Annotated in this window: 17 protein-coding genes; 8 read left to right on the top strand and 9 right to left on the bottom strand. The window is 70.1% G+C overall.

Translation table 11 applies throughout. The features are described 5' to 3' along the window. Positions 1–37: 37 nt before the first annotated feature. Entirely contained in the window at positions 38–2,845 is a 2,808-nt protein-coding gene (locus tag EAH86_RS07580) for an aconitate hydratase (RefSeq protein WP_140738433.1), read from the top strand. Positions 2,846–3,062: 217 nt separating this feature from the next. On the opposite strand, the gene EAH86_RS07575 is transcribed toward EAH86_RS07580, so the two are convergent. Next, positions 3,063–3,653, bottom strand: coding sequence for a DinB family protein (locus EAH86_RS07575; RefSeq protein ID WP_140738430.1), 591 nt, complete (start codon positions 3,651–3,653; stop codon positions 3,063–3,065). A 223-nt stretch (positions 3,654–3,876) separates the two neighbouring features. On the opposite strand from EAH86_RS07575, the gene EAH86_RS07570 reads away from it, so the two are divergent. The 4 genes from EAH86_RS07570 to EAH86_RS07555 all read left to right on the top strand — a co-directional run bounded on the left by EAH86_RS07570 (position 3,877) and on the right by EAH86_RS07555 (position 7,259). Beyond that, a complete protein-coding gene (locus EAH86_RS07570) occupies positions 3,877–4,803 on the top strand; it encodes a hypothetical protein (RefSeq protein WP_140738427.1) in 927 nt (308 codons plus the stop codon). 112 nt (positions 4,804–4,915) lie between these two features. Beyond that, the gene (locus EAH86_RS07565) at positions 4,916–6,319 is read left to right on the top strand and encodes a hypothetical protein (protein ID WP_140738424.1); all 1,404 of its coding nucleotides are present in this window, start codon (positions 4,916–4,918) and stop codon (positions 6,317–6,319) included. A 76-nt stretch (positions 6,320–6,395) separates the two neighbouring features. After that, complete coding sequence (locus EAH86_RS07560; RefSeq protein WP_140738421.1) at positions 6,396–6,686, top strand: TfoX/Sxy family protein; 291 nt, start codon at positions 6,396–6,398, stop codon at positions 6,684–6,686. A gap of 201 nt (positions 6,687–6,887) precedes the next feature. Next, positions 6,888–7,259, top strand: coding sequence for a hypothetical protein (locus EAH86_RS07555; protein ID WP_241668255.1), 372 nt, complete (start codon positions 6,888–6,890; stop codon positions 7,257–7,259). Positions 7,260–7,357: 98 nt separating this feature from the next. Here EAH86_RS07555 and EAH86_RS07550 read toward each other — a convergent pair whose 3' ends face one another. The 4 genes from EAH86_RS07550 to EAH86_RS07535 form a co-directional block, all read right to left on the bottom strand. Beyond that, complete coding sequence (locus tag EAH86_RS07550) at positions 7,358–8,212, bottom strand: carbohydrate ABC transporter permease (RefSeq protein ID WP_140738418.1); 855 nt, start codon at positions 8,210–8,212, stop codon at positions 7,358–7,360. Next, on the bottom strand, positions 8,209–9,348 hold the full coding sequence (locus tag EAH86_RS07545) for a carbohydrate ABC transporter permease (RefSeq protein ID WP_241668254.1): 1,140 nt from the start codon (positions 9,346–9,348) through the stop codon (positions 8,209–8,211). The genes EAH86_RS07550 and EAH86_RS07545 overlap by 4 nt, the downstream gene beginning before the upstream one ends. A gap of 109 nt (positions 9,349–9,457) precedes the next feature. Continuing rightward, positions 9,458–10,699, bottom strand: coding sequence for a sugar ABC transporter substrate-binding protein (locus EAH86_RS07540; protein WP_140738415.1), 1,242 nt, complete (start codon positions 10,697–10,699; stop codon positions 9,458–9,460). Continuing rightward, on the bottom strand, positions 10,696–11,829 hold the full coding sequence (locus EAH86_RS07535; protein ID WP_140738412.1) for a LacI family DNA-binding transcriptional regulator: 1,134 nt from the start codon (positions 11,827–11,829) through the stop codon (positions 10,696–10,698). Before EAH86_RS07535 ends, EAH86_RS07540 begins: the two co-directional genes overlap by 4 nt. 166 nt (positions 11,830–11,995) lie before the next feature. Here EAH86_RS07535 and EAH86_RS07530 point away from each other — a divergent pair, with 166 nt between their 5' ends. Then, positions 11,996–14,137 carry a glycogen debranching N-terminal domain-containing protein gene (locus tag EAH86_RS07530; protein WP_161988592.1) on the top strand — a complete coding sequence of 714 codons (2,142 nt, stop codon included), beginning with the start codon at positions 11,996–11,998 and terminating at the stop codon, positions 14,135–14,137. Between the two features lie 64 nt (positions 14,138–14,201). Further along, positions 14,202–16,070, top strand: coding sequence for a 1-deoxy-D-xylulose-5-phosphate synthase (gene dxs, locus EAH86_RS07525; protein WP_140738406.1), 1,869 nt, complete (start codon positions 14,202–14,204; stop codon positions 16,068–16,070). Here dxs and EAH86_RS07520 read toward each other — a convergent pair. From EAH86_RS07520 to EAH86_RS07505, 4 genes are all read right to left on the bottom strand, one after another. After that, positions 16,042–17,922 carry a helix-turn-helix domain-containing protein gene (locus EAH86_RS07520; RefSeq protein WP_140738403.1) on the bottom strand — a complete coding sequence of 627 codons (1,881 nt, stop codon included), beginning with the start codon at positions 17,920–17,922 and terminating at the stop codon, positions 16,042–16,044. The genes dxs and EAH86_RS07520 overlap by 29 nt on opposite strands. Before the next feature lie 29 nt (positions 17,923–17,951). Beyond that, positions 17,952–18,716, bottom strand: a complete 765-nt coding sequence (locus tag EAH86_RS07515; protein ID WP_140738400.1) for a 3-hydroxybutyrate dehydrogenase — start codon at positions 18,714–18,716, stop codon at positions 17,952–17,954. A gap of 79 nt (positions 18,717–18,795) precedes the next feature. Beyond that, the gene (locus EAH86_RS07510) at positions 18,796–19,650 is read right to left on the bottom strand and encodes an SDR family oxidoreductase (protein ID WP_140738397.1); all 855 of its coding nucleotides are present in this window, start codon (positions 19,648–19,650) and stop codon (positions 18,796–18,798) included. Beyond that, a complete protein-coding gene (locus tag EAH86_RS07505; protein WP_140738394.1) occupies positions 19,650–20,075 on the bottom strand; it encodes a nuclear transport factor 2 family protein in 426 nt (141 codons plus the stop codon). Before EAH86_RS07505 ends, EAH86_RS07510 begins: the two co-directional genes overlap by 1 nt. Positions 20,076–20,132: 57 nt before the next feature. Here EAH86_RS07505 and EAH86_RS07500 point away from each other — a divergent pair, with 57 nt between their 5' ends. Further along, positions 20,133–20,774 carry a TetR family transcriptional regulator gene (locus tag EAH86_RS07500; RefSeq protein WP_161988591.1) on the top strand — a complete coding sequence of 214 codons (642 nt, stop codon included), beginning with the start codon at positions 20,133–20,135 and terminating at the stop codon, positions 20,772–20,774. The last annotated feature ends 9 nt before the right edge of the window (positions 20,775–20,783 follow it).

The raw sequence follows: 20,783 nt of genomic DNA, 5'->3' as shown, positions 1-20,783 counted from the left end.
TTCAGAGCAGGATTCCAGAGCATCGAAGGAGCAGGCAGTGGCCAGCACGAACAGCTTCAACGCCCACGGTGAGCTGAAGGTCGGTGACAACTCCTACGAGGTGTACCGGCTGAGCGCGGTCGAGGGCAGCGAGACCCTCCCGTACAGCCTGAAGGTGCTGCTGGAGAACCTCCTGCGCACCGAGGACGGCGCCAACATCACCGCCGACCACATCCGCGCGCTCGGCGCGTGGGACGAGAACGCAGATCCCGACACCGAGATCCAGTTCACCCCCGCCCGCGTCCTCATGCAGGACTTCACCGGCGTGCCCTGCATCGTGGACCTGGCCACCATGCGTGAGGCCGTCGCCGACCTCGGTGGCGACCCGGCCAAGATCAACCCGCTGAGCCCGGCCGAGATGGTCATCGACCACTCCGTGATCATCGACGTCTTCGGCCGCGCCGACGCCTTCGAGCGCAACGTCGAGATCGAGTACCAGCGCAACGGTGAGCGCTACCAGTTCCTGCGCTGGGGCCAGACCGCCTTCGAGGACTTCAAGGTCGTCCCGCCCGGCACCGGCATCGTCCACCAGGTCAACATCGAGCACCTTGCCCGCACCATCATGGTCCGCGACGGCGTCGCCTACCCCGACACCTGCGTCGGGACCGACTCGCACACCACGATGGTCAACGGCCTCGGCGTCCTGGGCTGGGGTGTGGGCGGCATCGAGGCCGAGGCGGCCATGCTCGGCCAGCCCGTGTCCATGCTCATCCCGCGCGTCGTCGGCTTCAAGCTGTCCGGCTCCATCCCGGCCGGCGCGACCGCGACCGACGTGGTGCTCACCATCACCGAGCAGCTGCGCGCCCACGGCGTCGTCGGCAAGTTCGTCGAGTTCTACGGCGAAGGCGTCTCGGCCGTGCCGCTGGCCAACCGCGCCACCATCGGCAACATGAGCCCGGAGTTCGGCTCCACCTGCGCGATCTTCCCGATCGACGACGTGACGCTGGAGTACCTGCGCCTCACCGGTCGCTCGGACGAGTCCGTCGCCCTGGTCGAGGCCTACGCCAAGGAGCAGGGCATGTGGCTGCACGCCGGGCCCGACCAGCCCGAGGCGCGCTACTCCGAGCGGCTCGAGCTCGACCTGTCGACGGTCGTGCCGTCCATCGCCGGCCCGAAGCGCCCGCAGGACCGCATCGCCCTCACCGACGCCAAGGACGCGTTCCGCAAGGTGCTGCCGACCTATGTCTCGCACCAGGAGGGCGACGACGGCAGCGCCTCGTCGTTCCCCGCCAGCGACCCCACCCCGCAGGGGTCACCGGACGGCACCAACGGCGGCGACAAGCCTGCCAACGGTGGCGACGGCGCAGGTCGACCCACGAAGAAGGTGAGCGTCACCTCCGCAGAGGGCGCGACCTTCGAGATCGACCACGGCATCGTCTCGATCGCCTCGATCACGAGCTGCACCAACACGTCCAACCCGTCGGTGATGATGGCCGCCGCGATGCTCGCGAAGAACGCGGTGGAGCGCGGCCTGACCGTCGCGCCGTGGGTCAAGACGTCGATGGCGCCCGGCTCCAAGGTGGTCTCGGACTACTACGAGAAGGCCGGCATGTGGCCCTACCTCGAGAAGCTCGGCTTCCACCTCGTGGGCTACGGCTGCACCACCTGCATCGGCAACTCCGGCCCGCTGTCGGACGAGATCTCCGCTGCCATCAACGAGAACGACCTTGCTGTCGTCTCGGTCCTGTCGGGCAACCGCAACTTCGAGGGCCGGATCAACCCCGACGTGAAGATGAACTACCTCGCGTCGCCGCCGCTGGTCATCGCCTACGCCCTCGCCGGGACGATGGACTTCGACTTCGACGCCGAGCCGCTGGGCCAGGACACCGACGGCAACGACGTGTTCCTCAAGGACCTGTGGCCCGCCCCGGCCGATGTCGAGCGGACCATCGCCGAGAGCATCAACAAGGAGATGTTCACCAGCGACTACGCCGACGTGTTCGCCGGCGACGAGCGCTGGAAGTCGCTGCCGACCCCCGAGGGCAAGACCTTCGACTGGGCCGAGGACTCGACGTACGTGCGCAAGCCCCCGTACTTCGACGGCATGTCGATGGACACCACGCCGGTCACCGACATCGAGGGCGCGCGGGTGCTGGCCAAGCTGGGCGACTCGGTCACGACCGACCACATCAGCCCGGCGGGTTCGATCAAGGCCGACAGCCCCGCTGGCAGCTACCTCGCCGAGCACGGCGTGGAGCGCAAGGACTTCAACTCCTACGGCTCCCGTCGCGGCAACCACGAGGTGATGATCCGCGGGACGTTCGCCAACATCCGGCTCAAGAACCTGCTGCTGGACGGCGTCGAGGGCGGCTTCACCAGGACCTTCATCGACACCCCTGACGCCAAGGCCGGCGAGCAGACGACGATCTACGACGCGTCAGCCGCCTACCAGGCCGCCGCCGTCCCGCTGGTGATCCTGTCGGGCAAGGAGTACGGCTCCGGGTCGTCGCGTGACTGGGCCGCCAAGGGCACCCGGCTGCTCGGCGTCCGCGCCGTCATCGCCGAGAGCTACGAGCGCATCCACCGCTCGAACCTGATCGGCATGGGCGTGATCCCGCTCCAGTACCCGGCCGGGCAGTCGGCCGACTCGCTGGGCCTCGACGGCACCGAGACCATCTCGATCTCGGGCATCACGGCACTCAACGACGGCTCGACCCCGAAGACCGTGAAGGTGTCCGCCGTACGCGACGGTGCCGACCCGGTGGAGTTCGACGCGGTCGTCCGCATCGACACCCCCGGTGAGGCCGACTACTACCGCAACGGCGGCATCCTTCAATACGTCCTGCGGTCGCTCGTCAACAGCTGAGTCCGGCTGCGCCGCAACCGATCCCGGTATGCCGCGTGAGCGGCATCGAGGCCCCGGTCACCCTCGGAGGTGGCCGGGGCCTTCGCGTTGGCGCGTCGGTGACCGGACGTCTGTGCACAGACGAGGGACCAGCTGCGCAGAGAGCAGGTCTGTGCGCACCTGGCCCAGCCCCTGTGCACAGAGGTCCGCCCCGCGCGGGGTGGCATGGCGCGCTCGGTCAGCCCATGGTCTTCTGGCCGTCGAGCGACTCGCGAATGATGTCCGCGTGACCGGCGTGCTGCGAGGACTCAGCGAGGATGTGCAGCACGGCCCGTCGGACCGACCAGGTCGCGCCCGGCTCGAACCAGGGAGCCGTGGGCAGCTCGTGGACGGTGTCGAGGTCGAGTGTCGCGACGAGGTCGTCGGTGTGCCGCGCGACCTCCTCGTAGCGGGCGAGCGCGCCGTCGAGGGTCTCGCCGTCCAGCAGGCGGTGGGAGTCGGCAAAGGCAGCCACCTCGGCCGGTGGGTTCGCCCAGTCGATCGACTCCCAGTCGATCTCCGGTGCGCTGCCGGCACCCTCGACCATGAACGTCGTCCACTGCGCTTCGACCTGCGCGACGTGCTTGACGAGGCCCCCGAGGGTGAGCTCGCTGACGGTCGTCCGGGTGCGGGCCTGCTCGTCGGTGAGCTCCTTGACTGCGAAGCGGAGGAAGGCACGGTGCTTGCGCAAGGCCTCCAGCAGGTCGGCTCGTTCGCCACTCAGGATCGCGGAGCCCTGGCTGGTGTCGGCCGAGTCGATGGGGGACAAGGTGTCTGGTGTCTGGCTCATGAACTCAGGCTAGAAGTCCATCAGGTCAGTTCCTGACCGCATTTCCGAACGACCATCCGACGCCGCCGTTCGGTCGTCGGGGCGGCGTCGGGCACCCGAAATGTCCGACGATGGGCCGGTTGACCTGCGGTTACGTCGAGGTGACCTGTTGCGCACCCGGTTGCAGCGTGTTCCACTGAGTTGAGACATACGACCTTGGGCCGGGGAGCTTGGGGACGAGCACATGCGGGGGACGCAACGCGTCGGCAGCCTCCTGAGGCTGTTCCTCAGCGTTGCCTTCCTGTGTCTCGCATGGGTCCTGCTGTCCTCTACCCAGGCCGATGCGGCCGAGGGTCCCGCGCCCGTCGAGCTCGTCGTGTCTGTGGCTGAGCCCGTGACCGCACCCGTCGCCCAGACCGCAGCCGTGCCGGTCGCCGCATCAGGAGATGCAGCCACGAGCCGCCTGGCTACCGCCGTCCTGAAGGAGCCCGTCGCTGCGGTGGCGCAGACAACTGAGCCTCTCGTCGCACCGGTCGTCAAGCAGGCCCGCGCCACGACGGCCGCGAGCGTGGGCGCCGGCGCGGCCAGCCTCAAGGCCGTCGCGGCGGCCGTGCCGGTGCTGGAGGCACCTGTCGTCGTCGTCGTTGTCGACGACGTGGTCACCGTGGCCGATGCCCTCCCTGTCGTGGGTCGCGCTCCTCTCGTGGACGTGCCCCTGCCGGGTCGACCCTCAGTCCCGACCCCTGTCGAGTTGCCAGACCCGGATGTCCTTGTGCCGGAGGTCGCTTCCGAGCACCCTGCGAACTCCCTTGAACCGCAATCGGATTCGCTGTCGTTGCCGGGGCAGGTGACAACCAGTCGGGGGCTCGACCGGGCAGCGTTCGAGGTGAACGGACGACGGACGGGAAAGCCGTCCGTGCGCGCGAACGCGGGGACACCACTGGGTTCGGGAGTCCCCGAACCCAGCCTTCCGACGCCGTTGCCTGCGCCGGAGTCTCCGGTGCCGCCGACCCAGTCCGCACTCACGCCGAGTGGGGGAGCCTCTTCCGGGGACGTTGCCTCGATCGACCCGGCCGTCGTCCTTCCGAGCTCCGCCACGCGGGGTTCGCGTTCCTCCGACTGGCGCGTCCCTCGCGGAGTGCCCGAACGGCCCGGTTCTCGACCTGATTGATGCTGCTCTGGCGCCTCCACGCAGGCGCTCACGAGCCATGCCCGCGCAGCGGGCGCCACAGCACGATCAGGAAGGAATGACCATGCATGCATATGTGCGTAGGGGGCTGGAAGTGGCCCTCGTGGTCGGGGGCGGCATCCTGTTCTTCGCAGGACAAGCCTCGGCCGATGACAGCACCACAGGCGCGGGTAGCGCCCTTGGTGGCAACCAGGCGGCAGTGTCCGTACACGCCCCCGTCACGCTGACGGGCAGCTCCATCTCGGTGGTCGGCGACTCCGGAAGCTCCGGGTCGAAGACCACTGCTCCGGCAACTCCGGCCGCCGCCGCCTCTCACACCACGTCGGGTGAGGACTCGGCGGCGGGTGGTAACCAGGCGGCGGTCAACGTCGTTGTGCCGATCACGGCCAGCGGCAACAGCGTTGCCGTCCTCGGTGATTCGAGCAGTTCAGGCTCCGCCACAAAGGCACCCGCCGGTGCGGGTGGTTCGTCGAGTGGTTCGGGTTCGGGTGACACCACGTCGGGCGATGACTCGGCGGCTGGTGGCAACCAGGTGACCACTCCGGTTGCCGTTCCGGTGACTGCTGGTGGCAATGCGGTGTCGGTGCTGGGGGACTCCTCGTCCTCGGGCGCTACCGCGACGGCACCGGCGGGTTCGTCGGGTGGTTCCACCGCTGGTGACAGCACGTCGGGGGAGGACTCGGCGGCTGGTGGCAACCAGGTCACGGCTCCGGTTGCTGCTCCGGTGACTGCCGGTGGCAATGCGGTGTCGGTGCTGGGGGACTCGTCGTCCTCGGGCGCTACCGCGACGGCACCTGCGGGTTCGGGTGGTTCCGGCTCGGGTGACGCCACGTCCGGTGAGGACTCGGCGGCTGGTGGCAACCAGGTCACGGCTCCGGTTGCTGCTCCGGTGACTGCCGGTGGCAATGCGGTGTCGGTGCTGGGGGACTCGTCGTCCTCGGGCGCTACCGCGACGGCACCTGCGGGTTCGGGTGGTTCCGGCTCGGGTGACGCCACGTCGGGTGAGGACTCGGCGGCTGGTGGCAACCAGGTCACGGCTCCGGTTGCCGTTCCGGTGACTGCCGGTGGCAACGCCGTCTCGGTGCTCGGAGACTCCAGTACGACGGGGAGTACCACGACCAACCCAGGTACCCCGGGCACCACCGACCCGGGCACGACAGACCCGGGCACGACAGACCCGGGCACGACAGACCCGGGCACCACCGACCCGGGCACCACCGACCCGGGCACCACCGACCCGGGCACCACCGACCCGGGTGAACCGGGAGGCGCCGGAGCCAACTCCGGCGGCTCGAGCGCTGGTGACGCCCCTGACTCGCTGGTCGCGTCAGCGCTGCCCGCCCTGGCCGCACCGTCGTTGGCGGCACCGTCGTTGGCTGCGGCCTCGTTGGCCATGACTGGCAGCGACCCCTGGGGGTTGCTGTTGCTGGCCGGGTTCCTGCTCCTCCTTGGGGCAGGAACGCGAGTCACGTCTCGGCGGTTCGTCGCCGCGGCGTGACGTCGGCCGGGAAGGGACGGACCGTGAAGCAGCACGCGGTCCGTCTCTTCCCGGTGCCCGCAGGCACACTGGAGAGGTGAGCCACGCACCGCGACTGCGCGACCTGCCCAACCTGGGTCCGGCGAGCGAAGCGATGCTGACAGCTGCCGGGATCGCGACTCCGGACGACCTCGATCGCCTCGGCGCGGTCGAGGCCTACCGCAGGGCGATCCGGTCGGGCGCACCGCGGCACACCATGCTGCTCTGGTCGCTGGACGCCGCCCTGCTGGGTGTCGACTGGCGGGACGTCCCGCTCGAGCGGCGCCGTGCCGTCAGTGCCCAAGCCGAGCGCGCACTTGCCGAGCCGCATCGGACCGAAGGCGGCTGAGCGGCCGCGCGCAACGCGGCATACCGCGCCCGCGGCTAGGTGGGGGCGTTGCGCAGGGGAGTTTCGCGGGACGTGTTCGGCACGCTCGGACGTGACCTATACTCGAACACATGTTCGAACCATGCGCGGCTGTGGATGCCCACGTCAGCCCGACGCGCCCCTGACCCGGGCAGCCGCAGCCCCCGTCCGCAGGCCCAGAGGATGCCCAGCCCAGCGGTGCCGCCGGGCTGGCCGCAGCTGGTGCCGCCGCCCGAGTCGCACGGGTGGCAGGTGCCGGCGGTGTCGTGGCTGCTCGACTTCTGTCCGTCCGAGTACCGCCTGTATGCCGGGTGGCGCCGCCAGCCCGTCGCGCTGGCCTGGGTGACGACGCGGCACATCGACGCCCAGCTCGTGGCGATGCGGCAGGCCTACCGGGAAGTGCGGGTCGAGCTCGGCGACCACCTCACGACCGACGGACTCGCGCAGGTGCTGGCCGACCTGGAGGCCGAAGGCGTCCGCCTGCTTGCCGCTCGACGCAGCGCGGGGCTGGTCTACGACGCGCTGCAGGGCAAGCGCTACGTGCCGCGACTCTGAGGTCAGCCGCATGGGCCGCCGGGCCGTGGTGGCCAGGCCGACTGGGCGCGCGGGACGGGGGTGCACGCGCGCCCAGCCGGGGTTCTGGGAGGTGGGCCTCAGCCCTTGACGCCGCCCTCGTTGGCGCCAGACACAAAGTAGCGCTGCAGGGAGAAGAACAGGATGGCAACCGGGATGGTCGTGAGCAGCGCTGCCGCCAGCTTGAGTGGGTACTGCGTCCCAGCCCCGAGCTGGCCGCTGGTGAGGCTGGCCAGACCCGTGACCAGCGTCTGGTGGTCCGGCGTCCCCTTGGTCACCACGAGGAAGTGCGAGAACTCGTTCCACGAGCCCTGGAACGACAGGATCGTCAGGGTGATGAGGGCGGGGCGTGCCATCGGGAGCACCACCGACCAGAACGTCCGGAAGATGCTCGCACCGTCCATCCGCGCGGCCTCCTCGATCGAGATCGGGACCGAGTCGAAGAACTGCTTCATGATGAAGACGCCGGCGGCATCCACGATGAGGGGCAGGATCATCGCGGTGTACGTGTCGTAGATCCCCAGGTAGTTCACCATGAGGAACTTGGGGATGAGCAGGGCCACGCCCGGGACGCTCATGACCGCGAGCAGCGCCCCGAAGATGAAGCCGCGGCCGCGGAACTTCACCCGCGACAGGGCATAGCCGGCCAGGCTGTCGAGGAAGACCCGGCCACAGGTCACGACGACCGCCACGAGGACCGAGTTCTTGATCCACGTGGGCGCGGGGACGTGTGCCGCCCCCTGCCCGAAGATGTCCTTCCAGGCGTGCGCGTCGAACGGGTTGGGGATGAGCGACAACGGGTGAGCTGCGGCGTCGGGGTCGGTCTTGAACGAGGTCGCGATCTGGATGAAGAACGGGTAGATGAAGAACACCGCGAACAGCACGAGAGCGGCATACAGCAGTACCTGCTTGAGGGGGCTGGTGCGGGTGTTCATCGACCGACCTGCTTCCGTCGGCCGAACAGGGGTCTGCGCTCGTCCTTGTCGGTCAGTGCCCGGCGCTGCAGGAAGGTGAGGACGAGGATGATGACAAACACCACGAACGCCATCGCTGCACCTGACCCGTACTTGAAGTTCTTGAAGCTCTGCTGGTAGCTGAGGAAGGCCGGCGTCAGGGTCGTGCCGTTGGGCGCGCCCGCGCCCATGACGTAGATCTGGTCGAACACCTGCCAGGTGCCGATCAGACCCAGCGTGAGCACGAGGAACAGAGCGGGCTTGATCATGGGGATGGTGACGTGCCGCAGCTTCTTCCAGCCGGTGGCGCCGTCGAGTGCCGCCGCCTCGTCGACCTCGACCGGCAGGTCCTGAAGCGCTGCGATGAACATCAGCATGAACGTCCCCGAGGTCGTCCACACGACCAGGATGATGATCACCGTGAGGGCGACCGACGGCCCGGACACCCAGTCCCAGAGGGACCGGCCGAGGATGTCGTGCTGCCCCCAACCGGGGTTGTCCACCCCGATTGCGTTGAAGAGCAGGCGGATCAGCCCCCGGTCGTCGATGAACCAGTTCGGCTGGCCGAGCCCGAGCGCCTTGAGCAGTGCGTTGACGGCACCAGTGCTGGAGAACAGGAAGAGGAAGACCGTCGAGATCGCGATCGAGCTGGTGACCGACGGGAAGTAGAAGGCGGTGCGGAAGAAGCTCTTCGCCTTGAGCAGCCGGTTGTTGACGAGCAGGGCCAGGCTCAGGGCCAGCGCCGTCTGGATAGGAACCACGAACAGGACGTACCAGAACGTGTTGCCGATCGACTGCATGAAGTTGGCACGGGTCAGGCCGTCCTTGGCGAACAGGTCCGTGTAGTTCTTGGCGCCGACGAACTCGGCTCCGGGGCCGGTGTGGAACGGGTTCACCGAGCCGTTCCAGTCGGTGAGGCTGACCCACAGCGCCATCACGATGGGGATCACGAGGAACAGCCCGAGGATGACGATCATCGGGCTCACGAACAACCACCCGGCGATACCCTCGCGCCCTCGCAGCCCACCACCGCCGCGACGCGGGGGCCGTGTCTGGGTCGCCGTCACCGCTGCGGTGGCGGCCCGGGGCATGGAATCGCCATCAGCGTTGCTGGACATGCGTTCTCCTGGTCCGAGGGGCGAGGGGCGAGGGGCGCGGGGCGCGGGAAGGGCGGCCAGCGGGGGGCGTGCGAGCGCAGGGCTCGCACGCCACCCGTGGACCAGCGGCTCAGCCGAGGGCTGCGGTGCCGTTCTTCTGGAGGTCGCCCAGCCAGGCCTTCGGGTCGCCGGACGTGCCGGTCATGGTCCCGAGCTGGCTGTTGAACTTCGAGATGACGTCATCCAGACCGGCGAGGTTGACCGGGCCCTGGCCATAGGCCGCGCCGTCGACGAACGCCTTGCTGTCCGGGTACTTCTCGGCGAACTGCTGCAGCCCCTGGGTCGTCGAGGGCATGACGCCGAAGGCGTCCGCGAACTTCATCTGCTGCTCGGGCGTGATGAGGCTCTTGACCAGGTCGACGGACTGGGTCTGGTTGGGGGACTTGGCAGCGATGCCCCAGCAGTTGGTGAACGTCAGGGTGCCCTTGCCGGCCGGGCCGGCCGGCAGCTCGACGGTCGTGTACTTGATCTTCGGGAAGTCCTTCATGCCACCGGCGATCCAGTTGCCCTCCATCGTCATCGCAGCAAGACCCTTGCCGAAGGCCTCACCGCCCCAGCCGGCGGCGGGCTTGGTCTGGGTGTTGAACTTGAGGACCCCCGCCTTCATCAGCTTCTGCACCTCCTGCAGGCCCTGGAGGTTGCCGGCCGCGTCGGCGCTCATCTTGCCGTCCGTCACGACCCAGCCCCCGGCCTGCTTCATGAAGGCACCGGAGCGGTTGATGTCGTTGCCGATGACCAGACCGGTGACGTTGCCCTTGGTGAGCTTCGTGGCGACCGACTCGAGGCCCGCCCAGTCCTTGGGGTAGTCGGCCTCGGTGAGCCCGGCGGCCTTCCACATGTCGGTGTTGATCTGCAGCGCCAGTGTCGAGGAGTCCTTGGGGGCGCAGTAGAACTTGCCGTCGTAGGTGAACGACTGCACGAGCGAGTCGACGAAACCGGCATCCTTGACCTGGTCGCCGTAGGCGAAGAGGTTGCCGGCCTTGGCGTAGGTGCCGATCTTGGACGCGTCGGTGTAGAAGACGTCGGGCGGGCTGGAGCTGGCGAACGCCTGGCCGAGCTGCTGGCCCAGGTCGGAGGCCGCGATGACCTCGACGGTGTTGCCGGACTTGGCCGCCCAGGCTGCGGTCGCCGCCTTGACCGCGGTCGTCTCGGCGTCGCCGGAGCTGCCGATCATGACAGTCAGCTTGACCGGGCCGGTCTTGGTGTTCTGCGTGGCCGAGCCGCTGCTGAAGCCGCCACCTCCGCCGCAGGCGCTCAGCGCCAGCATGGTGGTGGCCGTCACGGCGACGGCAAGGGTTGGGATGCGCCTCATTGCTGCTCCTCAAGGGATGGGTATGCCGTCCGGCCGAGTGGCGGACGACGCGGGGGGTGGACTGGTGACTGGTTGGGGGACTGGGTGGGTGACTCGTTGGGGGACTGGGGGGTCGGGGTGGTGCTCGCCCGCACGGTGAGGGTCGGGGCCAGCAGAGCGGTCAGGGACAGGTCGGTGCCCTTGGCGTGGACGATCCGCCACGCCTCCGCTGCCGCGTCCTGCAGCGGCTGCCGGAGGCTGGTCAGCTGGAGGGCCTCGGCCACATCGCTGTCGTCGAAGCCGACCACGCCGACGTCACGACCGGGCTCGAGCCCGTGGTTGCGGACGGCGCGCAGGGCGCCGAGTGCCAGGAGGTCGGAAGCGCAGAGGATGGCACCACCGGAGGGCAGGCGGTCGAGCAGACGTTCCGCTGCGGCGGTCGCGACGGTGAGGTCCTGGACGGCCTCCTCGGCGATGGCGGTGTCCGCGAGCCCGGCGTCGGCCAGCCCGGACAGCCAGCCGCGCCGGCGGTCGTCGCCGACCGGCGACCCGTCGGGCCACCCGAGGTAGGCGATGGCGGTGTAGCCCTGCGCGACGAGGTGCTCGACAGCCACCTCCATGCCGGCCCGGCCGTCGACATCGACCCACCGACCCATCTCCGGGTTGTCCCAGATCCGGCCGAAGGTCACGAACGGAACCTCGTTCGCGAGCAGCCAGGCGGGCCGGGGGTCGTCGTGCCGGGTGTCTCCGAGGACGAACCCGTCGACGAGCCCGGTGGACAAGATCCGGTCGTAGCCGTCGAGCAGCCTGGACAGGTTCGGGGCGAAGGTGACGAGGTGGCAGCTGTGGTCGGGAGCGGCGACGGTGAGCTCGACGAGGAAGCCGTCGAGGATGTGGCCCATCTTTCCGGCCCCTGACGGGTTGACCTCGAACCCGTAGGCCGACGCCTTGCGCCGACGCAGCTGTTGCGCGGCCGCGTTGGGGCTGAAGCCGAGTCGCTCGATCTCGCGGTGGACGCGCATCAGGGTGCCCGGCGCGACCCGGTCAGGGTTGTTCAGGGCGTTGCTGACGGTCTGGCGCGATACCCCGGCGGCGGCAGCGACATCGATGATGGTCGCGCGATCGCGGGACTGCCCGGGGCCACTTGCCACACCCGCTCCTTTGCGATGTGCTCGTGCTGCACGAATTCCTGATGAATGGCATGATTTGAACGTTCCAACTAGCCTGAGAATGGACCAACCACAGGCGGCCCGTCAAGAGATGATGTCTCCAGGGCATGGCGCACCCATTCACCGCTCGACTGGAAAGCGAGGCCGCGTGACCACCGAGCAGGCACCACGTCAACCCTGGCTGCACGACCTCACGATCATCGTCCACGGCAACGCGACGGCGCTGTCCGCGGCCGACGGTGACCTGCGTCCCGACGCCGGCCACGGCCTGTTCGTCGACGACGAACGACTGCTGTCGCGGCTCGAGCTGACCGTCTCGGGGGAGGTCCCGAGCCTGGTCGCGTCGCAGGCCGGTGGGGCGACCGCAGAGTTCTTCGCCGCGGCCCGCGGACTCGGCGACGTGGGTGCCGACCCCACGGTCGAGATCCGCAGGTTGCGGACGCTCGTCGACGGCGTGCTGCACGAGGACATCACGGTGACCTCGCGGGCCGCCCAGACGGTCCGGGCGGCCCTGCGGCTCGACCTCGGGTCCGACGGTCTCGCCATCGCCAGGGTGAAGTACGGCGCCCTCGACGCCCCGGCGATCCCGCCCGTCGCCGTCGAGCCAGCGGGCAAGGGAGCGGGCAAGGGAGCCGGCAGCGAAGCCGGCAACGAAGCCGGCAACGGGGCGTTCTCCTTCCGCACCCAACGGCACCTCACGACCGTCTCCTTCGACCCCGCGCCCACCTCGGTGGACCTGGCCCCGGACCGGGCCGTCGTCTCCCACGACGTCGTCGTGGAGCCCGGTGAGAGCCAGACGTTCCGGGTCATGATCACGCCCAGCCGGACCGCGCCGTCGGAGTTCGACGCGGACCCGGGCAGCGACGCCGTCCAGTGGGATGCCATCCGCGTGAGTGCCGACGAGGCCCGGCTGGCCCCGCTCGTCGCCCAGTCGCTCGACGACCTCAGGCACCTGCTGCTGCGCGATCCCCTCAACCCGTCAGACGTCTTCCCCGCGGCCGGATCGCCTTGGTATCTCACGCTTTTCGGACGTGACTCACTGTGGGCCGCGCGGATGATGCTCCCGTTCGGCACCGAGCTCGCCGCTGGCACCCTGCGTGCTCTGGCCCGTCGTCAGGGCACCCGGCACGATGCCGAGTCGGCCGAGCAGCCCGGCAAGATTCCGCACGAGGTGCGACGCACGGCATACACGGGGTCACCTCGCATGGGTGACCTGTCGCTCCCGCCGCTCTACTACGGCACGGTCGACGCCACCGCGCTCTGGGTGACGCTCCTCGTCGAGGCGTGGCGCTGGGGACTCCCCGAGGCCGAGGTGCGCGCCCTCCTGCCGAACCTCCGGGCCGCGCTGAACTGGCTGACCGGGGACGGTCAGCCCGACGACGACGGCTTCCTCAAGTACCTCGACACCACGGGCCACGGCCTGGCCAACCAGGGCTGGAAGGACTCCGGCGACTCGATGCGGATGCGTGACGGCCGCGTGGCCGACGCCCCGATCGCCCTCGTCGAAGCCCAGGCGTATGCCGTCGAGGCGCTCACGGTCGCGGGTGACCTCCTCGCCGCGCTGGGGGAGGGCGGGGCCGATCAGGCTCGCGCCGAGGCCGCCGCACTACGCGACCGGCTCCGCGCCGCGTTCTGGGTGGACGGCGACCATGGTCGCTACCTGGCCATGGCGCTTGACGGTTCGGGCAAGCCGGTCGACGGGCTCGGGTCCAACATGGGTCACGCGCTGGGAACCGGCGCGCTCGACCCGGCCGAGGCCAGCGCCGTGGGCGCCACCGTGACGGGGGAGGAGCTGCTCGACACCTTCGGCGTGCGGACCCTGGGCACCGGCAACGGCGGGTTCAACCCGATCGGCTACCACACGGGCTCCGTGTGGACCCACGACTCGGCGATCGTCGCGCTCGGCCTGGCTCGTGAAGGCCTCACCGACCAGGCAGCCCACGTCGTGCACGCGCTGGTGGCGTCGGGCGAGGCGTTCGACTACCGCTGGCCGGAGCTCTACTCCGGGCTGCCGATGCTGGGCCGCCCGTCGCCCTACCCGGCGTCCTGCCGGCCTCAGGCGTGGTCGGCAGCCTCTGCGGGCGCCCTGCTGACGGTAGCTCTCGGGCTGCGCGCCGACCTGCCGGCCGGCGTGCTCCATGTCGACCCGATCCGACCCACCCCGTTCGGTGCCCTGCACGTCGAGGGCCTGCGACTCGGGGGGATCCCGTTCGCGGTGACGGTGACGCGCGACGGAGAGGTCCAGGTCACAGGGGTGCCGCAAGAGGTCGAGATCAGGCGGGGCGCATAGACTCGGGCGGTTCCCCCGCGGTGACAGGCCCCTGTGTCGACCGCGAACAGAAAGGACGGCGTGCGTGGGACTGCTCGAGACGATCAACGGCCCAGCCGACCTCAAGGCGCTGACGCCTGCCCAGCTCCCGGGCCTGGCCCAGGAGATCCGGGACTTCCTCGTCGAGTCGGTGTCCAAGACCGGCGGCCACCTCGGCCCCAACCTCGGCGTCGTCGAGCTGACGATCGCGCTGCACCGGGTCTTCGACAGCCCCCACGACGCCATCGTCTTCGACACGGGGCACCAGTCCTACGTCCACAAGCTGCTCACCGGCCGCCACGACTTCAGCAAGCTCAAGAAGCAGGGCGGCCTGTCGGGGTACCCGAGCCGGGCCGAGTCCGACCACGACATCGTCCAGAACTCGCACGCCTCCACCGCCCTGTCCTGGGCCGACGGCATCGCCAAGGCGAGGCGGCTGCGTGGCGAGCGCGGCCGGCATACCGTCGCGGTCATCGGTGACGGGGCACTGACGGGCGGGATGGCGTGGGAGGCGATCAACAACATCGCCGCCGACAAGGACCTGCCGCTGACCATCGTCGTCAACGACAACGAGCGGTCCTACGCCCCGACCATCGGCGGGCTGGCCGACCACCTCGCGACCCTGCGCACGACGCGCGGCTACGAACGGTTCCTCGACTGGGGCAAGAACACCCTGAGCCGCACGCCCGTCGTCGGTGGCGCGATGTACGAGACGTTGCACGGCATGAAGAAGGGGATCAAGGACATCGTCGCCCCGCAGGGGATGTTCGAGGACCTCGGCCTCAAGTACCTCGGCCCCGTCGACGGCCACGACGAGCAGGCCGTCGAGTCGGCGCTGCGCAGGGCTCGGGCGTTCGGCGGCCCGGTGCTCGTCCACGTGATCACCGAGAAGGGGCGCGGCTACGACCCGGCCCGCCAGCACGAGGGCGACCAGTGGCACGCCATCGGCAAGTTCAACCCCGAGACCGGCCTGCCGTTCGAGGTGAGCGGCCGGATCTGGACCGACGAGTTCAACGACGAGATGGTCGCCATCGGGGCGGAACGCAAGGACGTCGTCGCGCTCACCGCCGCGATGCTCATCCCCGTGGGCCTCGACGGCTTCGCCGCCGCCTACCCCGACCGCGTCTTCGACGTCGGCATCGCCGAGCAGCACGCCGTCACCATGGCCAGCGGCCTCGCGTATGCCGGCCTGCATCCGGTCGTGGCGGTCTACGCCACCTTCCTCAACCGCGCCTTCGACCAGCTCCTCATGGACTGTGCGCTGCACAAGGCTGGGGTCACGTTCGTCCTCGACCGCGCAGGCATCACCGGCAGCGACGGTGCCTCGCACAACGGCATGTGGGACATGACGATCGCCTCGGTCGTCCCCGGCCTGCGGCTGGCTGCGCCTCGTGACGGCGACCAGGTCAAGCGCCAGCTCCGCGAGGCGATCGACGTGACAGACGGCCCCACGGTGATCCGGTTCCCCAAGGGCGACGTGGGTCCGCCCCTCGCGGCGGTGCGCCAAGAGGGGGTCGTCGATGTGCTGCACGAGACCTCGACGCAGACGTGCGAGCTACTGCTCGTGGGCGTCGGCGCGTTCGCCGCAATGGCCGTGGACATCGCGGGCAAGCTTGAGGCACAAGGACATTCGGTCACGGCCGTGGACCCGCGCTGGGTGCTACCGGTCAGTGACGACCTCGTCGCGATGGCCCGCAAGGCCGGTGCTGTCGCCGTGGTCGAGGACAACCTCGTCAGCGGCGGAGTGGGTGCCGCAGTGACGTTGGCGCTCCGCGAGGCCGATGTCGACGTCCCGGTGCACGTGCACGGCATACCCAAGCGGTTCCTCGACCACGCGTCGCGCGGTCAGCTGCTCGAAGAGGTGGGGCTCACCGCCGATGCGGTGGCTACGTCGTTGGCGACGCGCCTGCGCTGAGCCGCTTGAGGCGTAGCGCCAGCTGGAGCTCCAGGGCTTCGTCCGGGCGCTGCCAGTGGGGGCCGAGCAGCGCCGAGATGCGTTCGAGCCGCTGGCTCACCGTGTTGACGTGGACGTGCAGGTCGGTGGCCGCGTGGCGAGGGCTGCCGCCGGCGTCGAAGTAGGCCTGCAGGGTCTTGACCAGCTCGGACCCGCGTCGGGTGTCGTAGTCGAGCAACGGGCCGAGGTGCTGGCGCACATAGCCGTCGACGTCCGGCGCGGAGCCGACCACGAGACCGGCGAAGCCGAGGTGGTCTGCGCTGGCGCCGGTGCCCCCGAGTCCGAGGGAGACCAGCGCCGAGACGGTGCGGACCGCCTCGCGCCAGACCGCAGGGACACCGTCGGTGAGGGTCGTCGGCCCCGCCCCACCGACGGTCACGGTCGCCAGGCGGCTGAGCCGGCGGGCCAGCTCGGTAGCCGCCTGGTGGGGGTCGTCGGACGGGAGCAGGGCGACGACGTGGCCGTCGTGCTCGCCCACGACCGACCCGTGGCCGGCCGCTGCGTGGGCGGCGAGCAGCAGGGTGCGGCGAGGCGTGTCGGTGTCCGCGTGGGCGACCAGCACGGCGTGCGCAGCGGCCGGGTCGATGCCCTGGGCCCGGGCCCTGGTCGCCAGCGAGGTGGGGTCGCCGCGACCGCTGACGAGGTCGGCGACGAGGTCGGTGCGGACGCGCTGCTCGGCCTCCGCGGCGGTGCGCTCGAACAGCAGGACGAGCGCGCTGACGACCGAAGCGCGCTCGACCGTCCGCCGGTCGGCGTCGTCGAGCACCCCGACCGCACCGAGGACGAGGATGCCGAGCGGGGTCTGTGGGGCCTTGACCGCGATCGCCCACTGGTCAGTGCGGGCGTCGTGCGCGAGTCGCCCCGAGGCCTCGGTGGCCCGCACAGCGGACGAACGGGTCAGCGCGGTCCCGGAGCCGTCGTCGGGCAGGGGTGCCGGTCCGTGGCTGCTGAGGATCTCGCCTTCGGAGTTGAGCAGCACCACCCAACCGCCGAGCAGGTCGCCGAGTGCCTTCGTGATGTCGTCGACGCCACCGCCGGCGAGCACCAGCTCGGCGAACCGGTCGTGGGCCGCGGCCGCCCGCTCGACCCCGGCGGTGTGGCGGCGGACCTCCTCGGCACTGCGGGTCTGCACGATCGATACGGCGGCGAGGGCAGCCAGCGAGCCGAGCAGGGCGACCTGGTCGGGGGAGAACGGTCGAGGTGACCGGTTGGCGGCGAACAGCACGCCGACGAAGTCGTCCTCGACCACCAGCGGCGTACCGCAGATCGAGACCAGGCCCTCGTCGCCGACGGCGCTGTCGATGGTGCCGGTGTGCTGGAACCGGTGGTCGTGCAGGTAGTCGGCGCTCCAGTAGGGCTTGCGGGTCGACGCGACGAGACCGCCCAGGCCGTCGCCGAGCGAGAGGCGCACCACCTGGAACTCGGCGCTCACGGACCCGTCGGTGGCCCGCATGTAGGTGTCACCGGCCTCGGGGTCGAAGAGGGTGAGGTAGGCGACGTCGGTGCCGAGCAGCGTGCGGGCGCGGCGGACGATCGCCTCGAGGATGCCGCTGGGGTCGCGCAGGGCCGCGAGGTCGCGGGCGGTCTCGACCAGACCGGTCAGCTCGGCCTCCCGGCGCCGGCGCGAGTCGAACGCGGCGCGCACCCGCAGGGCCAGCTCACGCGCCTCGCCGGCCTCGCCGGCCTCTCCGGCCTCCCCGGGATCGTCGGAATCGGCGGACGGATGGCTGATCGCTTCGAGCTCTGAGGCGGGCGCCCCCTCCGCGAGCAGGCGCAGCAGCGTCATCGCGGGAGAGTCGTCGTGGGCGTCCATCGAGTCGGATCCTAGGCGCCGGAACCCCCTCAGTGGGCGGTCCAGCCTCCGTCCATCGAGAACGACGAACCGGACACCGAGTCCGCGGCGCCTCCGCAGAGGAACGCGACGAGCTCGGCGACCTCCTCCGCCTCGACGAGGCGCTTCACGGCCACAGGCTCGAGCATCACCCGGCTGACCACCTCGTCCTCGGTGATGCCGTGCGACCGGGCCTGGTCGAGGATCTGCTTCTCCACCAAGGGGGTTCGCACATAGGCCGGGTTGACGCAGTTGCTCGTGACGCCGTGCTCGGCGCCCTCGAGAGCCGTCACCTTGGACAGGCCCTCCAGCCCGTGCTTGGCCGACACGTAGGCCGCTTTGTAGGGGCTGGCCCGCAACCCGTGGACGCTCGACACGTTGACGATCCGGCCCCAACCCTGCGCGTACATGTGCGGGAGGACCCGGCGGGTGAGCCGGAACGGCGAGGTCAGCATCAGCCGGATGATCAGGTCCCACGTGTCGACGGGGAACTCGTGGATCGGGCTGACGTGCTGGATGCCGGCGTTGTTGACCAGCACGTCGACGGTCCCGGGGAGGGCGTCGACCGCATCGAGGTCGGACAGGTCGACCGGGAGCGTCTCCACGGCGCCGACACCCGCGAACCGGGACAGGCCCTCCTCGTCGCGGTCGACGGCATACACGCTCGCCTTGGCGGCGACCAGCCGCTCGACGCACGCCGCACCGATGCCGCTGGCGGCACCGGTCACCAACGCAGTGCGTCCGGACAGGTCGAGCAGCGTTGGCGTCGTCGGCATTCGGCGAGACTAGGTGGGGCGCGAGCACGCGAGCATGTGGTGGCAGGCCACAGTTCGCGGTCAACCAGTGTGCGTTGGGTCACCCGATCTTCGTGGAGGGGAGCCATGGGTATGGCGTGTGGCCGGGCGCGGTGTCCACGACCATGTCGGTCGTGTCCATGACCAGAGCGGTGCGTGCCGAGCGCGCCAAGCCGGGCCTCACTGGCCTGGCCACGACAGCCATCGCACGCAGCGCCGCGCGCGGTACGTGGCGCGGTGGTGGTCCCTCGCCGAGGCGTGCCGCGAACTCGTTGAAGGTGAGGTTCTCGGGGCCGGTGACGGTCAGGACCTGTCCGCGGAGGGCTGGGTCGGTGACCGCATGGACAACCCCAGTGGCGACGTCCGACACGCACACGAAGTTGATCGGATTCTCGCCTCGTCCGAACACCTGGACCCGCCCTGACCGCGAGGCCGTGGATCTCAGGATCTCGGCCCACAGCTCGGCGAAGGCTGTCGCGCGCACCACCGTCCACGGAACACCGCTCGCCCGCAGGTGCTCCTCGGCTCGCCATTTCATGCGGAACAGCTCCATGGGGCTGTCGGGTCCGGCGCCCACGACCGACAGCATGACCACGGCCGCCCCGGCCACGGCTGCGGCATCGACGAGGTTGCGGTTGCCCAGCCAGTCGACGGACGTGGGGCTGCCGTCGCCCGACGGGGCCATGCCGTGGACGGCGCTGACGCAGACGCTCACACCGTCCATCGCGGCGTGCAGGGAAGCGACATCACGAACGTCCGCAGCCACGTGGCGGATGCCCTGGTCCGTGCAGTCGGCCGTCGAGTCGACCGGAGCGGGCCGTCGCCGCGCCACGACCAGCACCTGCTCGCCCTGCCTGCGCAGTTGTTGGACGACGAGGCGCCCGAGCCGTCCTGTGCCGCCCACCACGGCGATCATCACGGCGCTCCCCGGAGCGCGCCGGCTACGGCATCGTCCACCGTGCCGGGATCCTCGTCGACCGGCTCCAGGTAGAAGCGCACGGACTGGACCAGGTCATCAGTCACCTCGAACACCATCACCCCGCGCATCAGGTGCGCCGAGCCGTCGGGCCGGGTCCCGCGCATCTCCCACTCCGACCAGACGTGCGTGCCGTCGACAGCCGAGGCGAGCACCTCGCAGTGCAGGTCGGGCATGGCTGCGAACAGCTGTGCCCAGTTGCGGCGCACCTGCTCGCGTCCCACGAAGCCACGACTGGGGTGGGCTGGGGTCTGGTTGACGTAGCCGGGCGCGAAGCACTCGACGAGCGCGCCCAGGTGGTGCGCGTTGGTGGCGTCCACCAGTCGCTGGACGACGTCGGAGGGTGCTGCGTTGCGCGTGTCCACGGTGGCCTCGATCCCTATTGAGTACAGTGTTCTGTATCCAATAAGGAGATGATGCGCGTGCCACGCCCAACCGTCAAGAGGACCCGGCCCTACGACTCGACGGCCCGACGCATCGCAGCGGAGCAGCGACGGGCTCGGGTGCTTGACGCGGCCTCCGTGCGCTTCACCGCCGACGGGTATGCCGCGACCTCCGTTGCCGCCGTGGCGGCCGATGCGGGGGTGTCGGCGGAGATGGTCTACAAGGCATTCGGGGGCAAGCCGGGCCTGGTGCGCGCTCTGTGGTCCAGGGCGCTGGTCGGCGACGGGCCGGTGCCCGCAGAGGAGCGCAGCGACGCGCTTCCGGCTGCCCACGACGAACCACGGGACGTCGTGGCGGGGTGGGCGCGGCTCAGCATGGAGGTCGCACCGCGCGCCGCACCGGTGGCGCTGCTCGTCAGGGAGGCTGCGGCGAGCGACGGCGCCGCGGTGCGGCTGCGCGAGGAGCTCGACCAGCAACGGCTCGAGCGGATGGCGCACAACGTCGCAGCGATCCACCATCACCTGCGTCCGGGCATGAGCGTCGACGAGGCGCGGGACGTGCTCTTCGCCCTCTCCTCGCCGGAGCTCTACGAGATCCTCGTCATGCATCAGGGATGGTCGGTGGCGGCCTACGCCGACTTCGTGCGGCGGGGGATCGTCGCCGAGCTCCTCGCGGACTGAACCACGGCC

This window comes from Pedococcus bigeumensis (assembly GCF_006438965.1).
Classification (GTDB): Bacteria; Actinomycetota; Actinomycetes; order Actinomycetales; family Dermatophilaceae; genus Pedococcus; species Pedococcus bigeumensis_A.
This window is presented reverse-complemented; position numbering and strand designations above follow the sequence as displayed.

Excerpts from the sequence above, each read along its gene's own strand:
- EAH86_RS07575 (WP_140738430.1), bottom strand. The coding sequence starts at position 3,653 with ATGAGCCAGACACCAGACACCTTGTCCCCCATCGACTCGGCCGACACC.
- EAH86_RS07570 (WP_140738427.1), top strand. The coding sequence starts at position 3,877 with ATGCGGGGGACGCAACGCGTCGGCAGCCTCCTGAGGCTGTTCCTCAGC.
- EAH86_RS07555 (WP_241668255.1), top strand. The coding sequence starts at position 6,888 with ATGCCCAGCCCAGCGGTGCCGCCGGGCTGGCCGCAGCTGGTGCCGCCG.
- EAH86_RS07550 (WP_140738418.1), bottom strand. The coding sequence starts at position 8,212 with ATGAACACCCGCACCAGCCCCCTCAAGCAGGTACTGCTGTATGCCGCT.
- EAH86_RS07545 (WP_241668254.1), bottom strand. The coding sequence starts at position 9,348 with ATGTCCAGCAACGCTGATGGCGATTCCATGCCCCGGGCCGCCACCGCA.
- EAH86_RS07540 (WP_140738415.1), bottom strand. The coding sequence starts at position 10,699 with ATGAGGCGCATCCCAACCCTTGCCGTCGCCGTGACGGCCACCACCATG.
- EAH86_RS07520 (WP_140738403.1), bottom strand. The coding sequence starts at position 17,922 with ATGGACGCCCACGACGACTCTCCCGCGATGACGCTGCTGCGCCTGCTC.
- EAH86_RS07515 (WP_140738400.1), bottom strand. The coding sequence starts at position 18,716 with ATGCCGACGACGCCAACGCTGCTCGACCTGTCCGGACGCACTGCGTTG.
- EAH86_RS07510 (WP_140738397.1), bottom strand. The coding sequence starts at position 19,650 with ATGATCGCCGTGGTGGGCGGCACAGGACGGCTCGGGCGCCTCGTCGTC.